Consider the following 16,571-nt stretch of genomic DNA (forward strand, 5'->3'; position numbering starts at 1 on the left):
GGAGAAACTCATGTCTGTTCGCAATATTTTTGCTGACGAGAGTCACGATATCTACACCGTCAGAACGCACGCCGATGGCCCGGACGGCGAACTGCCATTAACCGCAGAGATGCTTATCAATCGCCCGAGCGGGGATCTGTTCGGTATGACCATGAATGCCGGAATGGGCTGGTCTCCGGACGAGCTGGATCGGGACGGTATTTTACTGCTCAGTACACTCGGTGGATTACGCGACGCAGAGGGTAAGCCCGTGGCGCTGGCGCTGCACCAGGGGCACTACGAGCTGGATATCCAGATGAAAGCGGCGGTCGAAGTCATTTAAGCCAACCATGCCCTGCCCTATGCCGTGTACGTCTCCGACCCTTGTGACGGACGCACTCAGGGCACAACGGGGATGTTTGATTCGCTACCATACCGTAATGACGCCTCAATGGTGATGCGCCGTCTTATTCGCTCTCTGCCCGGCGCGAAAGCTGTCATTGGCGTGGCGAGTTGTGACAAGGGGCTGCCAGCCACTATGATGGCGCTCGCCGCACAGCACAACATAGCGACGGTGCTGGTGCCCGGTGGCGCGACGCTACCCGCAAAGGACGGAGAAGACAACGGCAAGGTGCAGACTATTGGCGCACGCTTCGCCAATGGCGAATTATCTCTACAGGACGCACGCCGTGCGGGCTGTAAAGCCTGTGCCTCTTCAGGTGGCGGTTGTCAATTTTTAGGCACCGCCGGAACATCTCAGGTGGTGGCCGAAGGATTAGGGCTGGCAATCCCACACTCAGCACTGGCTCCTTCCGGCGAGCCTGTGTGGCAGGAGATCGCCAGAGCTTCTGCACGAGCGGCACTGAACCTGTGTCAAAAAGGCATCACCACCCGGGAAATTCTCACCGATAAAGCGATAGAGAATGCGATGACGGTCCATGCCGCGTTCGGTGGTTCAACAAACCTGTTGTTACACATCCCGGCAATCGCTCACCAGGCAGGTTGCCATATCCCGACCGTTGACGACTGGATCCGCATCAACAAGCGCGTGCCCCGACTGGTGAGCGTACTGCCTAATGGCCCGGTTTATCATCCAACGGTCAATGCCTTCATGGCAGGCGGTGTGCCGGAAGTCATGTTGCATCTGCGAAGCCTCGGATTGCTGCATGAAGATGTTATGACGGTTACCGGCAGCACGCTGAAGGAAAACCTCGACTGGTGGGAGCACTCCGAACGGCGTCAGCACTTCAAGCAACTCCTTCTCGAGCAGGAACAAATCAACGCTGACGACGTGATCATGTCGCCACAGCAAGCACAAGTGCGCGGGTTGACCTCAACTATCACGTTCCCGGTGGGCAATATTGCGCCAGAAGGATCGGTGATCAAATCCACCGCCATTGATCCCTCGGTGATTGATGAGCGAGGTATCTATTACCATAAAGGTGTGGCGAAGGTTTATCTGTCCGAGAAAAGTGCGATTTACGATATCAAGCATGACAAGATCAAGGCGGGCGATATTCTGGTCATTATCGGCGTTGGACCTTCCGGTACCGGGATGGAAGAAACCTACCAGGTTACCAGTGCCCTGAAGCATCTGTCATACGGTAAGCATGTTTCGTTAATCACCGATGCACGTTTCTCGGGCGTTTCTACTGGCGCATGCATCGGCCATGTGGGGCCAGAAGCACTGGCCGGAGGGCCCATCGGTAAATTACGCACCGGGGATATCATTGAAATTAAAATTGATTGTCGCGAGCTTCACGGCGAAGTCAATTTCCTCGGCACCCGTCGCGATGAACAATTACCTTCACAGGAGGAGGCAACTGCAATATTAAATGCCAGACCCAGCCATCAGGATTTACTTCCCGATCCTGAATTGCCAGATGATACCCGGCTATGGGCAATGCTTCAGGCCGTGAGTGGCGGGACATGGACGGGTTGTATTTATGATGTAAACAAAATTGGCGCGGCTTTGCGCGATTTTATGAATAAAAACTGAAAGCATAAATAAAAACATCCAGACACCTGAATTATCCGGCTACACATCATTCGTTATTTACTCAGTCGGATAATGACGGGTCGCTACCCTGTTATGAGAGGACGTTATGCCACTAATTATCGTTGTGGCAGGGATTGCTTTACTCCTGCTTTTAACCATAAAAATTAAGCTTAATACGTTTGTTTCGTTAATTATTGTATCGATTGCTGTCGCCATCGCCAGTGGTATGGATTTGAGTAAAGTCGTCACCTCAGTCGAATCCGGACTTGGCGGTACGTTGGGACATATTGGCTTGATATTTGGTTTCGGTGTTATGCTCGGTCGCTTGCTGGCCGATGCGGGTGGTGCACAGCGAATAGCGCTGACCATGCTGAATTATTTCGGGAAAAATAAACTTGACTGGGCAGTGGTCTGTTCGGCGTTTATTGTCGGTATTGCACTTTTTTTCGAAGTCGGTTTAATTCTTCTGGTACCTATTTTATTCGCTATTGCCCGTGAAGCAAAAATATCACCGATGTTTATGTGTGTGCCGATGCTTTCCGGTTTGCTGGTCGCGCACGGTTTTTTGCCGCCGCACCCCGGCCCGACAGTTATCGCCAGAGAATATGGCGCTGATGTAGGATTGGTACTGATATACGGTATCATTGTCGGCATTCCAACCTTTATTCTTTGCGGCCCGATATTGAATAAATTTTGCCAGCGCATTATTCCAGACGCCTTTAAAAAAGAGGGGAATATCGCCTCTCTCGGCGCGACCCGCCGATTCAGCGAAAGCGAAATGCCTGGCTTTGGGATAAGTTTTCTCACGGCAATGCTGCCGGTGATCCTGATGGCGGTTGTCACCATCATCCAGATGACTCATGCCAAAAGTGCTGCGGATTCAGGCTTATTCAACAACGTGATACTGTTCTTAGGTAACTCGACGATCGCCATGCTGATTTCACTGCTGTTCGCGATCTATACCATGGGCCTGGGGCGCGGGAAAACAATCCCTGACCTGATGGATTCTTGCGGAAAAGCTATCGCGGGTATTGCTGGTCTGCTGCTGATTATCGGTGGTGGTGGTGCATTCAAGCAAGTTCTCATCGATTCTGGCGTCGGTCAGTATATTTCCACCCTGGTTTCGGGTATGGATATTAACCCGATCCTGATGGCCTGGGGCGTGGCCGCATTCCTGCGTATTTGTCTGGGTTCAGCCACCGTCGCGGCGATCTCTACCGCCGGTCTGGTCATCCCGCTGTTGGCAGTACATCCCAATACCAACCTGGCCTTGATTACGCTGGCTACCGGTGCCGGATCCTGTATTTGTTCTCACGTTAACGATGCCAGTTTCTGGATGATTAAAGACTTTTTTGGCCTTACCACCAAAGAAACGCTGTTATCCTGGACGCTGATGTCCACACTCTTATCCATCAGTGGGCTGATTTTCATTCTGCTCGCCAGCTTAGTTTTATAATCGGGTTCTCGCCAGTGAGCCAACCTGTCGGTTCACTGGCCCTCATCATTTAGTGAGTGGCGGCAACTGTCTGCGCGGTGACGAATCGCTGACGATCAAAAAGGGGTGATATTGAACCGTTTTATTGTGCTGAAGGAGTTTACCCTCAGTAATACTGATAAAGCCGGAGCATGCCTCCGGCTTTTTTACCAACCGTTATGCAATTAAGGGATACAGCCTAGAAAATTATCTGGATAAACACCGGGCAATAACTGAAATTTTCTGAATACCGCGGTGTAAGGTAACTAAGTCACTACATATGAATAATAGGGCGTAACTTATTTTACTGCTTATGGTCGAATGGCCTGATACCCATGAGGTAAAGCAGTAATTTATCAGACATGAAAAGCAAACTCAGAATATTTTTAATATGTTACAATTGATTACACAGTACAAAATCACTCGATCTTTATTGGTTCATAACTTTAAATGAAGAGCAGTAACCGACTGATTAATCGGTAACAATGAATAGTTCTAAAACACTACAGAAAATGACAACGGCAGAATATCACCAGCACATAACAGAGAGGGATGCTCAAAACTTCATGGAACTAATATTTGTCTGTTCACATATGTTCATTATGCTTTAAAAAAGGGAACAATGTAAGATAAAATAGTACGAGAGAAAATGCCCAGCGTAAATTCCGTTATTGCAGATATGTTTTTCGCCCCCTCATAATGAGAGGGCATCATATTTATATTTTTTAAAGGTAAGTCAGTAAAACTATTCATATGAAATTACAAATGTACCCGAGGCTCTAAGATTTCCTGGTTTGTAGTCATTCCTTCGTTTTATATAAAATGCAGTGATAGGAATTGATATTTGCGACGGATTATATATTTCAATCCCTGCTTGATTCTTCCCCTTCCAATAAACAGGTTGTTTATTTCCAAACTGATCCTTATAGATAAAAATAAATCCTAAACCACTATCTTCACCATTTTCATTTTTTGCTATAAGAGAAGTACTGTCGGAAGATATAGCACTTGAAAAAAATTCAAACTTAACCTTTTGAACAGATGAGCATACGGCATTAAGAGTATTACTACTAGATGCAGTATTTAATATAACACCCAACGGAGTATCAAGAAAGTCACTACTTGATATTACAGGTAGTGAAAAGTTTAAATCTTTAGTATTTAGTACACAAGCTGGAGCTTCTACTCTTCCTTTTAAAATAAAATTATAACTATTTGTGTATATTACTGATCCTGATGAGTCTACGCGACGAACATTCATTGAAAATAAAGGCTGAGAAATGTTTGTCATTCCTAAATTAACATTGGAGGTTTTTAGTAAAGATATAATCATATTAATTTTTGTATTTACATTTGGTTTACTTAATCCGCCTGAATTTTCAAAAGTATATGAAGCAGAAAAAGGTGTGCTACTAATTCTAATTAGGTTCGGACCTGTTATAGATACCCCTGGTGCACCTGAGACATTATTTATAGTTGGTGCGCTTAATGAATAGTAAATAGTCGTACGCTTACACTCTGTATAAGAGTTGCATACTTTTGGTAAAGTTATCATTTGAGAGTGAAAAGGTTCAGTATCACTGATTATTTTATCTGGTGCCACTGACACATCATTAAAGTCAATGATAATCTCCTCTGCATAAATGTAGCCAGAATAAATCAATATGATAATTACTTTAAAAAAACATTTAAGCATGTTTATGGTCCTATTGATAGCAGATGGCATTTACCACAGTAATTGGAGATGTACTTTCTGGCAAACTATACTTGGCTAAACATCTTTTGTCAGCAGTTCTTCCCCAACTCACATTCAAAACCCCCTTCATAGGCAAGCCAGCTAAGTAAACTTGTCCATTCTCAGAAGCAATTCCGGTTTGAATATTATCATCATCTTTTAACGTTACAATGGAACCAAATGGAACCGCTTTGTTATTTAATGAAATAGATATTAACGCTCTGTTTCCTATCGATGTTTTATACTGTGAGAGAACCACGGCTCCTTTTGTTGGTATAACGGATTTATCTGCACTGATTATCTCAACATTATCAGGAATGCTATTCACATCCAATGATATGGTGTTTTTTGAATAAGGCATTAAATTAGTAATAACGCCTAATCCGAATCTATTGGTCTTCGCATAACTATTACCGTTAAACTGAATACCTTCTGCATTAGGTGTTCTTATTAGAGCATTCCCTCCTGAAAAGGAAAGCGGTGTAGACATAGCAACCCCATACCTTGAAATTAGTAAACCGCCACGTCCATTGGCACTAATCTGTCTACTGTTTTTGCTCGAACTATAGCTTCCTCCAATATCTCCCATTGAACTATGGTAATTGGTATTAAAGCCAAAAGCATTATTTGAATGATTTCCTTTACTTCCATAAAGTGAATAACTTAAATTATTATGCTGAAACATCGATCCACTTATGCCTATTTGGTTTTGTGTTTTCCCAGAACTGTTTGCCATCATATAATTTGCTGAAGCATTACCATTTTTTAAAGGAACGGATAGCATTAAAGAAATGTTGTTTTCTTTTTTATTAGAGTATATACTTTTTGAAGTTCCGGCGGCTAAATTCATAAATACAGTCCCAATTAATAAATTATACCCAACTTGAAAATTTTGGCTTGGAAGTGAACTCCCCCAATAACTATCCTGACTTCCTGATAATGTTAATGAACCATATGAATTGAGATTTTGTGAAATTGATATTGAAATTCTTGATTTTATATGGGTATCGTTTATCGGGTTTATCTTTGACAGGTTTTGTGTCTCACTAAAATTATAAAAATCATGTGAGTTATATTTCACCCCAGTAACATTTATATTAGTATCAGTTTGCTCAAAGTTTCTAGAGTAATTAATACGTAAAGATTGTCCTTTTTTATTATCAAAATTACCATATTTATCTAAAATTCTTGCATTTGCCTGCGTTATGTCAAAAGATATTGCCCCTAAAGTTTCTAAATATTTAGCTATACCTAACAATTGTGCATTATAATCTTTTGATAGTTGAAATCCGCCATATAGCGTTTCTGTTCCAAACCCCCACCCAAGAGTTGTTTGAATTATTGGGGATTCTCTAAACATTGATTTATCATCTGCACGATATTTCCCTATTGCTAATGAATACCGTGCCCTACCTTTGCGCAATAGCATTGGGACCGAAGCCGCCACCTGATTGTAAGTCTGAACCTTGCCATCTGAACCTCTGATTTCAACTTTTAGATCACTACCGCTTATCGCTTGAGGAATATCATTAAATTCAAATGGGCCAGTTTCAACATTCTTTCGGAAAATTACATTGTTATTTTGTTTAACTGTTACAACAGATGGTGACGATGCTATGCCTCTAATTATTGGTGAATATGATGTCATGTATGGTGCCAACATTGAATCATTTGAAGCTAGCTGTAGTCCAGATAATGGGAAGCTATCAAAAATGACACCATCACTATTGGCCTGGCCTAAAGTTAATTCACCACCTTGTAATACCGAATAATCTTTTTGTAAATATGTATTTAATATTTTAAATTGTTGTTTTCCTCGGCTCTGCTTACTCCAACTAAAATCCCGACGAAACCTCCATGCGTTGATATTAACACCTGAATTTATTCCAATAAAACTCGATGTGTAATATTTATTGTTATTCTTTTGATTGTTTGTATTATAGTCATAATTCAACAAAATGGAATTAATGCCTTCATTCCATTTGTCTGGCACTGTATTATAGATTCCTGGTTGTTTTAAATATATTTGAGGAATTGAGATGTCTAATCTCATTTTCTTATGATCAAATTTCACTCTTGCATCAGGAATAATTGATTCAATTTTCTCGCATTCATCTAAACATTGTTGTTTCCCTAAAAAATAAATATCAACCCCCCATGAGGAAAGCATTTCCTTAGTAATGTAAGGGTATACCTCTCCGGATTTTTCTTTACTTTCTATAAATTTTATATTCTCAGAAGTGATATTTTCATTGTTGATGACAATGTCGACTTTGTATGTACCAGGCAACACACCAGAACCATCTTGCGAGAAGTATTTTAAATTAATATCCTTCGAACTTTTACCATCAGAGTAAAATAACAAATCATTATCAAACTCCATATCTGAGTATGCCAGAGATGAGTGATATTTGAATATTAAAATAATTGCAATTGCAATTTTTTTCTTATGCATTGATATAACCACAACTTAAAAATTTAATTTTTTTTCTGATGTCAATCCACCAAAATCATTTATGGCTTTAAATTTTACGCTATTGCAATTTTTCACACATTTCAAATATTCACTTCCAAATGGAGATAACATTAACCCTTCATAACCTTCATTTTTATTATTGCCTATTTCTATTTGTGTTAATGTTATATAATACGGAGTTGGATTTTTTAATGTAAATCCTTTAGGTTCTTTTTTTACTGAGATTTTATTGAAGGCTTCATTAGCGTTGCTCTGAGAGTTTATTGATTCAGGCCTATAAAACATTTTTATTTTATTGTTTATTGAAAATTGAATTTTTGTACTATCTGTAGATTTTTTATCAACCGGTGGAATAATCATTGCATTTATATAAAAAAGAGATTCTTTATTTTTTGGCAGGGCATCTGACAACCTGTTTATTTTTAAGTTTATGGTATTTTGTGGATCTAACCTATATAAAGGTGGTGTAATGATAAAATCATTGTTTTTTTCATCATCAGAATCACCTAAAGATACCCAAGAACGAACAAGCCAAGTTCCATTTTTACTAGAGTTTGTCACTGATAAAGATTCAGATGTTGCTGATGAAGGAAAAATAACTCGAGTGCTTCCAAGGTAAACACCACCATCATTAGCAAATGAAAATATTGTTGGTATTAATAAAAGAAGGAATAAGTATTTCATATATCTCTCTATCGGCAAAGGTTTTACCTCCTTTGCCGAATTGCCTTATTGTGCTATAAAATTTATTGGTATGCTAATGTATAATTAATGGTTCCTGCTAGAGGACCAGTCAGTCCTGACAGTGATCCGCTACCACGAACCAATTCAATATTCAATGGAACGACCTTATCTGCGGTATTAGCACCTGTTACAGCAACTAAGTTTGCAGCGCTTGTTACATTACCATTCAAATCAAGAAGTTTACTGTTATCTTGAGTGTATGTGCGATAATAAATTGTTGTCGTATCCTTCCCTGCGATTGTCAACGCACCTTTATTAGCAGAACCAGCAACTAATTTATTTGCAGTTAATCCGAATTTAATCGTTCCTGCTGGGCAGTCACCAAATGTAAAATTAACTTTCTGAGCAGCACCTTTAATAAATGAGTTTGGGTTTGTAGTTTTAACTACGTTAGCTTCTACATTACCAAAGTTGAAGGTGGTTTTATCTAAATCAACCGAGCATGTTGCAACTTTAAGCTGACCACTAATTGTGAGAGTTCCTGTGTTCCCAACAATTGGCGTCGTAGCAGCAAGGCATGAGGTAGTAAAAACAGAACCAATAACCACAGCAAAAATTGTTTTCTTTAAGGATGTCTTCATTTAAATACCTATAAAATGAAATATTATTTGAACTATTAATGTTGATACAAGCACATGTAACAACTGACTTCATTAAATCATTATGGATGCTGACTTTTCAAGTTGAATAAAAGCGCCAGTAATAAGTCTAATGTTTATATTCGAGATTTTATTTGCGTATTTATATCTAATACTTTCACTTCAAGATAGTTTACAAAGATGATGATTTTATTTTTCAGGCTGTTTTTGATATTTTTACAATATTACAAATTTGAAAAAATCCGATTATTATGTTTTTGGACCTTATATTGGCATCAATGATTTTGAAAACCAATTCAATTATCTTGTTTGTTACTTTTATTCTAGGTAAAATGAACCGTCAGATGCACCTAAGCTATTGTGTATTTAATGATTTTGAAATTATCACTCAATAATGAGTTTGTTTCTCAACTGTGATTCCAATCCGCTTAATCTTCCAAGAGGAAAGGATTTTTACATTAAAAAGCAAATTCGCCAGCGGGATTCATTGGGAATGTTAAGATTGGTTGCACTGATCGAGCCGCCAGACGGTATCTCAGATACCTTAAGCTGCCAGGCAGAAAAACAAGCTATAGAACAGTTACACGTAAACCTTCATGAACTGAATCGTCATAGGTTTAACAGACACCTCAGAGTCATTTATGGACTGACCCCGCCACGCTAGACGATCCTGCCCTATAGTTTGAGCATAGGGTAAGTATATGTGCACACTACAAGACGGCGAGGTCATCGTACATATCGATAGTAACAATGCAATGTCAGTTTTTATCATCACTCAGTTTGCCGTTTAACCGGATTGGTGTGATTACTGATGCAGTGAAGACCTTCCCGCATCCTGACTCACGCAGCGATCGACATTTTGTGTCCTGCCCTGGACTCGTCGGTTGCCGGAAGCATCTTCATGCGAGGCATCTCCTCACCGGTGCGCGTGACCCAAGAAGGACCTGACGGCTTGTTTCTTTAAGTTATCTGTCAGGAGATTCAATTCTGTTTCCTCACAAGAGCTCTGTCATGGCTGATAAAGTTACCGAAGCTGCCATTATGGTTGGCATGGATACACATAAAGATCTGCATGTTGTTGCTGTCGTTGATCAGAACAATAAAGTTCTGGGGACCCAGTATTTATCCACAACACGGCAAGGTGACCGGCAGATGCTGGCATGGATGACCTCATTTGAGGTGTTAAAGCGAATTGGCGTTGAATATACCGGTACCTATGGTTCCGGGCTGCTTCGCTATTTTCAGAACGCCGGGTTGGAAGTTCTTGAGGTGACTGCGCCAGATCGGATGGAGCGACGCAAGCGGGGTAAAAGTGACACGATTGATGCTGGGTGTGCTGCTCATGTAGCATTTTCGGGTATCAGGATTGTCACCCCAAAAACACGTGATGCCATGATTGAATCTCTCAGGGTGTTAAAAACTTGGCGAAAAACAGCGATATCAGCCCGCGGAGTCGCTCCCCAGATTATCCATTCCAATATTATCTCTACACCGGATGAATCACGTGAACAGCTCAGAAATATGACGCGTATGCAACTCATCAGGACTCTGAGATCCAGTCGGCCTGATGCCAGTGAATACCACAACGTTACAAACATTTATCGCATTGCATTAAAGTCCCAGGCATGGCGCTATCTCGAATTACATGATCAAATCGCTGATCTGGATGCCCTGATTGCAGCGATTGTCGACGAGCTGGCACCTGAACAGATCAAACGTAATGCTGTTGGGTATGAAAGCGCTTCACAGTTGTGATCACTGCCGGAAATAATCCCCAACGACTAAGCTCTGAATCATGATTTGCAACACTGTGTGGTGTTAGCCCTGTTCCTGTATCTTCTGGAAAAACGAATCGCTACCGACTTAACCGGGGCGGAGATCGTGCTGCGAATAGTGCACTTCATATCATCGCCATCGGGTGTTTAAGAACAGACGCAAAAACTAAAGAATACGTCACCCGGCGAGTAGCCGAAGGACATACAAAAATGGATGCAATACGCTGTCTTAAGCGATATATCTCACTTAAGGTTTATACACTACTACGAAATCAAAACAGGCAGGTCAACAGCATCCCGATAATGGCTTGACTCTTAGAAGGACGTTCAGGGTAGCCAGTATAGCAGCGGCGACTAGCAGCGCTTCTGTCGGTCCAATAACCTAGCACCTAGCATGAACCTCCGTGGCAACTGCCAAGATAATGCGGTTGCTGAATCGTTCTTCAGCTCACTGAAAAATGAACGCATCAGGAAGAGGATATACAAAACCAGGACTCTGGCTCGGACGGATATCTTCGTTACGATAAAAATTATTTTCAGTAGTAACTCGGGTAGTTAATCCACCTAACATAGTGACTTTTTTAATAAACTCTAATGGAGGAGTGTTTATAAGGATATTGTTCTTGATCTGTTCTCGAGAAAACCAGTGGGCTCCATAATATCATTCATTCCAGACAGCTGACTAACACAAATTAAGTTAAACCTACTGTTTGTAAATTCAGAGTAGGTAGTCTGTTTTTGGATGATATGAAGTAAGTGAAAATACAGAAGAAAAAATCAATAAAAGCTATCACCATATAGAGTTAGGAGTTTTTAATAAAAAAACAAAAGACTTGACAGTCTTATGCAACAAAGAAAGGCAGAACAACAGTACTAACAAAAGTGTTATATCAAGAAGCCAAACGCCATGACTTAACCAGGTCTTTATTTTATATGATTGCGTCTATTATTGTCTTTTTACTGTAGGATTTTACGTTTAAAATATAAGAATAATATATCAATTAACTTTATTTGTTATTATTGTTTAGTTCAGTTAATAATACGTATACTTCTCATAAGACACTTAATTTAGTAATCACGATAATTTTACAAGGTGTAAAATGGTTAATCATGAAAATTTATTCATAAAGCAAGTCTCAACTGGAATTTATGATGAAAAAATCAGAAACTTAGAAATATCTTTGCCTTTTTGTCTTTTGCTATATACAAAAGATAAACCTTTTTATATATCATTTGACGGTGTAATTCATTTAATTACTAAAGATTCAGCTGTTTTTATAAACAAGTCAATACCATTCTCAGTGTTGCTTAATTGGGGGAGGTTAGAAAATGGTTTAGCCAGGACTGATATTGTTTCTTTAAAAATACCTCAGCAAGCAATTAGTGAGTATATTCGTGACTATTTACAAGAAGATCTACTTGAAGCAAAAAAAGCATCAACGGATGATTATGTTTTGATAAATTTAAATGATAAAATATCAGAGGACTTTAAAATAATTGACTCACTAATAAACAGCTTTCATGTTACCTCCACAGGAGATGTTATTTACGACGATGTTGACAAGGCAAAATATATGCTCATTCTATCGTTAATACAAAAAACATCACCTAAACTAGAGGGGATAATATTGTCATGTTCATCGCTTACAATATCTGAAAAAGTTTCTAATCTTGTCATGAGTGATTATAGTAAAAACTGGACAAGTAAGGAAATAGCAAAAACATTAAACATGAGTGTATCCACACTCAAAAAGAAAATGTATCAGGATGTTGGTGCTGTTAATCACTTTATCACAAAGGTAAAAATGATAGAGGCTCTTAGGCAATTAAGACGAACGAACTTACCAATAAACATTATAGCGATGTCCCTAGGTTATACATCAGCATCTTATTTCACAAGTGTTTTTAAGAAACATTTAAATATATTTCCTTCGGACGTAAGAAAACAAGATAATAATTTAGATTAAATAGAGACTTATTTTCAACAACATAAAACCATCATGAAGATTTATTTAATGCTGATTAATTCAACTATCTAATTGTGGTAAGTAATTATGGAGTAGAAAAACAATTGATTTGTTGTTTCTTTCAATATTTTTATGAAGACGCATTTAATTTATTGTTTTCTCACTCGCATCAAATACATCAGTAACTTATTATAAAAAACCAATGATAAATCGCGATTTAGAGGTATATTTGAAGAAATTAATTTTCATTATTAATCCCTTGTTTAACTTGGATTAGTTGATATATAACTTAAAGACATTAAGAGGGTAACTGTATCTGTTAAGATGATGACATTGCGATTGTCATAAGTGCTGATAATACAGCAGAACAGGCTCCAATAGTGCAGTGTGATATAGGGAATATATCCTTAATGACTGCTTCACGGAAAAATTTGGATTGGCAGGCAATCCCTATTATTATATTATTGATTCTGAAGGCACTGGCTTTGTTGCTATACAACGCCAGTGCTTTATAGTGCTTTTCCAGATCGGACCGGGTGGTTTCAAAGTAAGTGAAGGTTGATTCCGATTTCACAAATTCGAGTTGTATCGTCAACGTAGACCAGATCAGTATAAGCGGGAGCGCGGTTCTCAACCAATAGTGGTTACTACAATCTGGATCAGTTCATCGCAGCAGGCACGGCGATAGCGTGGCTGCTGAATTTTTGGTGCTCGTTACTTGCGGGGCCCCATAGACCGACTTTAACTATAAGTGACCGGACAATCCAGATACTGCCAGACATGAAGATCTTTTCTCAGAAAACGATGATTTTCTTTGTCTTCAAAAGGATAAAGATTATATAGTGTCAGCTTTTTAGAATTTATGCTGGACCAGCCAAGTAAACATAGCCTGCAAATTCTCATCATTATCCAGAAGATGGTGAACATCGAAATCATCAATATGTCTTTCCGGGATATGATATGTCATTCATATAATATGCCATATTTATTTTTTGATGTGATGCAGAAAGTTAAGTCACGGCATTTATATTTTATTACTTATGTTTTTAAGAAATCTACAAGGAGTAACTCCATAAAAACACTTAAAGACAGATATGAAATATGATGGATTATGGTAACCACATAGTTCTGATATTTGATTTATATTCAGTTCACTAGTCCGCAAGAGCTTCGCTGCATGATGCATTCTACAATTAGTTAATATTTTACCATAACTGACTTTCTCAGATTTTAACTTCTTCTTTAAAATACTACTGCTTAAATATAGTGACTTTGCAACTATATTTAAATTCCATTCAAACTTCAAATCACTATTCAGTAGTTGGCGAACTCTATCACTTACACGTATTCGATTTATATCTATCAAATATAATAGGAATTCAGAATTAGTAAGAAAATTAGATAATAATGTAAAAAGGAGAAAGCGCATGCGCTGTGATTCACAAAAGTCAACTATTTCTGCTGAACTGTATTGCGACGCAGTCTTGAATATTTCTGGTGTTCGATTGTAACAAACGAACACTGGTGGCAAAGGAGGCTTATTCACTCTATGTTTAAAGCCAATAGAATCGCACTTGATTGAGTTTAGATAATCTACAATCACATCATGACCAATGTGAGTAACAAGTTTTGTATTTAATGATGAAAATTCTACATGCTCCCTTCCTGACAGAAATACCAGATGCCCCTCAGGTATCGTTATAGGCTGTAAATCATTGACTCTTACTTTAGTTGATTCCTCAGTTAATACTATCGCACACGTTTTTTTTGTATAAAAAATCATTTTCTAATCCAACTTGTTATTTGCTTTTAAATTATTAAAACTGAAGTTGAATGTCTTAACAACAATGTAATCAATGAATAAAACATCAACCAGCATAGTTCGTAAATTAAATTACATTTAAATCAACTCTTGTTGATAATAATAAAACAATAAAAACAATGTGTTTCAACATGTAGTTATCATACCATGATTTTTTTTGAAAAATGTAAATATCAGATAAATATACTGCAATTAATAGCAATAGAATAAACTACCTAATTCTTAAATTTAAATAACTAAAAGTGGTATAAATCATGTCTTAATATAATAAGGTAAATGCATTTTAGACTGGTCACGTAAATCACCAGACACTTCGCCTCTCTAAAAATAAGAGAGGGACTTAGCTTTATATTAAACATCAGTCAAAATGATTAGACGGTTGAAGTGTTATCATGACCTGAGCGGCGTCGACTCTATACACTGAATAAAAAAACAGCCATTATTCAGTAGATTATGGCGCCCGATATGACGGTGTCTCAAGTAACCCATCTGTATGGTATCAATGCTAGCTAAATCTTCAAATGACGCAGGCAGTATTAGGGCGGATCTCTGACCGCCGTTGCATCGAGCGAAGAGGTTGTACCCACCTATGAACTTGCTGCGACCAATAAGTAAATCCGCGAGCCCCAGCGTCTTCTGGGCAAAAAGACAGTAGAAGCTAAGCCTTACGCCAAATCGGACATCCGGGTAGTGTTAGCTTTCAATTATTACAACGAACCTCATCCGCGCAGCGCGATGGGATATCGTTCACCACAGGAGCATAAATGCAGAAGGCTATCGCAACCGTAGGAGATGAAACATGTAAGGATATATAGGTTAAAATCCATCTAAATATAACACTTAAATGCCAAATGTTTTTATCCTAAATATTTACGACATGATACTATGTAAAAATATATTAAAACACCATTTCTAGGATATATAAAGTAGGATGCACATGAAAAATAAACAGTATGATGAATGTCATGTTCTTAACTCAGAATCATTTGAACCCTATTTCCAACCGATAATTGATATTAATAATGATAGATGCATAGGTGTAGAGGTTTTGGCTAGACTGGTAAGTACTGAACATTCTTTTGCAAGTATTTTCCCAACGTTATTGGCGACTTATGTCGAGCAAAAAGAAATAACCAGGATTATGTTTGATAAAGTTATTTTACTTCTTAAAGACATTCCTTTCCCTCATGATTTTAAATTGAGCTTTAACATTCCAGCAAATCTTCTTTCTGAAGATTGGTTATCAATAGTTTGCGATGATTTTCTTCGAGCCTGTAATAATAATTTAAAATTAATACTTGAAATAACTGAGCATACTTCTCTTTCAATCAATAACGACTCAATTAAATCTGGCTTGTCTAGATTGAATAATAAAAACATTCAAATTGCTCTTGATGATTTTGGAACTGGATATTCAAATATTATACTGGTTAAAATGTTACCTGTGGATATAATAAAAATACCTAAAGATTTTATAGATCAGTTACCTAATAGTAAAATAGACAGTGCTATCATTGATAGCATTATTAACTTATCTCTGCATGCCAGTATTCAGCTTGTAGCTGAGGGAGTCGAATCAGCTAAGCAATCTCACTATCTTGTAAACAAAGGAATTAATTTTCAGCAAGGCTATTATTTTAGCCATCCAATAAACTCGAGCGACCTTGCGCTTTATTTAAATAAAAAGTTTAGTTTATATAACCAAATTGATAACTCTATGCCTTGTACAGAGAAACATAATTCTAATTTTAAATTCCCACAATCTTTATTAGTTAAGTGCGCAAATGAATTTAATTTATCCGGTCGAGAAAAGGAAGTTTTAACCTTTATATCTAAGGGGGTCAGTGTAAATACAATATCAAGAATTAAGCATAGAAGTTATAAAACCATATGGGCACATAAAAAAAACGCTTATAAAAAAATAGGTGTAAAAAATGATGCGGACTTTATCAATTATCTTCATGTATTAGCATCTGTTCTTTGATTTTATATATAGAGAGA

At 38.4% G+C, this 16,571-nt stretch carries 8 protein-coding genes and 4 pseudogenes; 6 read left to right on the forward strand and 6 right to left on the reverse strand.

Features of this window, described 5'->3' with window-relative positions; genetic code table 11:
• Positions 1 to 10: 10 nt before the first annotated feature.
• Positions 11 to 1,978, forward strand: a pseudogene (yjhG, locus tag ACU8YC_RS12095) (xylonate dehydratase YjhG).
• 106 nt (positions 1,979 to 2,084) lie between these two features.
• Positions 2,085 to 3,434, forward strand: a complete 1,350-nt coding sequence (locus ACU8YC_RS12100) for a GntP family permease (RefSeq protein ID WP_446895370.1) — start codon at positions 2,085 to 2,087, stop codon at positions 3,432 to 3,434.
• A 763-nt stretch (positions 3,435 to 4,197) separates the two neighbouring features.
• Here the strand turns inward: ACU8YC_RS12100 and ACU8YC_RS12105 are convergent.
• The 4 genes from ACU8YC_RS12105 to ACU8YC_RS12120 all read right to left on the reverse strand — a co-directional run bounded on the left by ACU8YC_RS12105 (position 4,198) and on the right by ACU8YC_RS12120 (position 8,988).
• Positions 4,198 to 5,148 carry a fimbrial protein gene (locus tag ACU8YC_RS12105; protein ID WP_151224190.1) on the reverse strand — a complete coding sequence of 317 codons (951 nt, stop codon included), beginning with the start codon at positions 5,146 to 5,148 and terminating at the stop codon, positions 4,198 to 4,200.
• A gap of 10 nt (positions 5,149 to 5,158) precedes the next feature.
• Positions 5,159 to 7,642 carry a fimbria/pilus outer membrane usher protein gene (locus ACU8YC_RS12110; protein WP_414437997.1) on the reverse strand — a complete coding sequence of 828 codons (2,484 nt, stop codon included), beginning with the start codon at positions 7,640 to 7,642 and terminating at the stop codon, positions 5,159 to 5,161.
• Between the two features lie 15 nt (positions 7,643 to 7,657).
• Complete coding sequence (locus tag ACU8YC_RS12115; protein WP_286543212.1) at positions 7,658 to 8,347, reverse strand: fimbrial biogenesis chaperone; 690 nt, start codon at positions 8,345 to 8,347, stop codon at positions 7,658 to 7,660.
• Positions 8,348 to 8,409: 62 nt separating this feature from the next.
• Positions 8,410 to 8,988, reverse strand: coding sequence for a hypothetical protein (locus tag ACU8YC_RS12120; protein ID WP_151224186.1), 579 nt, complete (start codon positions 8,986 to 8,988; stop codon positions 8,410 to 8,412).
• A gap of 1,029 nt (positions 8,989 to 10,017) precedes the next feature.
• Here ACU8YC_RS12120 and ACU8YC_RS12125 point away from each other — a divergent pair.
• The 3 genes and pseudogenes from ACU8YC_RS12125 (at position 10,018) to ACU8YC_RS12135 (ending at position 12,748) form a co-directional block, all read left to right on the forward strand.
• Positions 10,018 to 11,093, forward strand: a pseudogene (locus ACU8YC_RS12125) (IS110 family transposase).
• Positions 11,094 to 11,109: 16 nt separating this feature from the next.
• Positions 11,110 to 11,322, forward strand: a pseudogene (locus ACU8YC_RS12130) (IS3 family transposase); the annotation flags it as partial.
• A 559-nt stretch (positions 11,323 to 11,881) separates the two neighbouring features.
• Positions 11,882 to 12,748, forward strand: coding sequence for a helix-turn-helix transcriptional regulator (locus ACU8YC_RS12135; protein WP_446895371.1), 867 nt, complete (start codon positions 11,882 to 11,884; stop codon positions 12,746 to 12,748).
• 460 nt (positions 12,749 to 13,208) lie between these two features.
• Here the strand turns inward: ACU8YC_RS12135 and ACU8YC_RS12140 are convergent.
• A pseudogene (locus ACU8YC_RS12140) lies at positions 13,209 to 13,509 on the reverse strand (ISNCY family transposase); the annotation flags it as partial.
• Positions 13,510 to 13,772: 263 nt separating this feature from the next.
• Positions 13,773 to 14,531 carry a helix-turn-helix domain-containing protein gene (locus ACU8YC_RS12145; protein WP_353655334.1) on the reverse strand — a complete coding sequence of 253 codons (759 nt, stop codon included), beginning with the start codon at positions 14,529 to 14,531 and terminating at the stop codon, positions 13,773 to 13,775.
• 976 nt (positions 14,532 to 15,507) lie between these two features.
• Here ACU8YC_RS12145 and ACU8YC_RS12150 point away from each other — a divergent pair.
• Positions 15,508 to 16,554: an EAL domain-containing protein gene (locus ACU8YC_RS12150; RefSeq protein ID WP_446895372.1), complete on the forward strand. Its 1,047-nt coding sequence runs from the start codon at positions 15,508 to 15,510 to the stop codon at positions 16,552 to 16,554.
• Positions 16,555 to 16,571 lie beyond the last annotated feature (17 nt).

The sequence above is a fragment of the Citrobacter sp. VF227 genome (genome assembly GCF_052950715.1).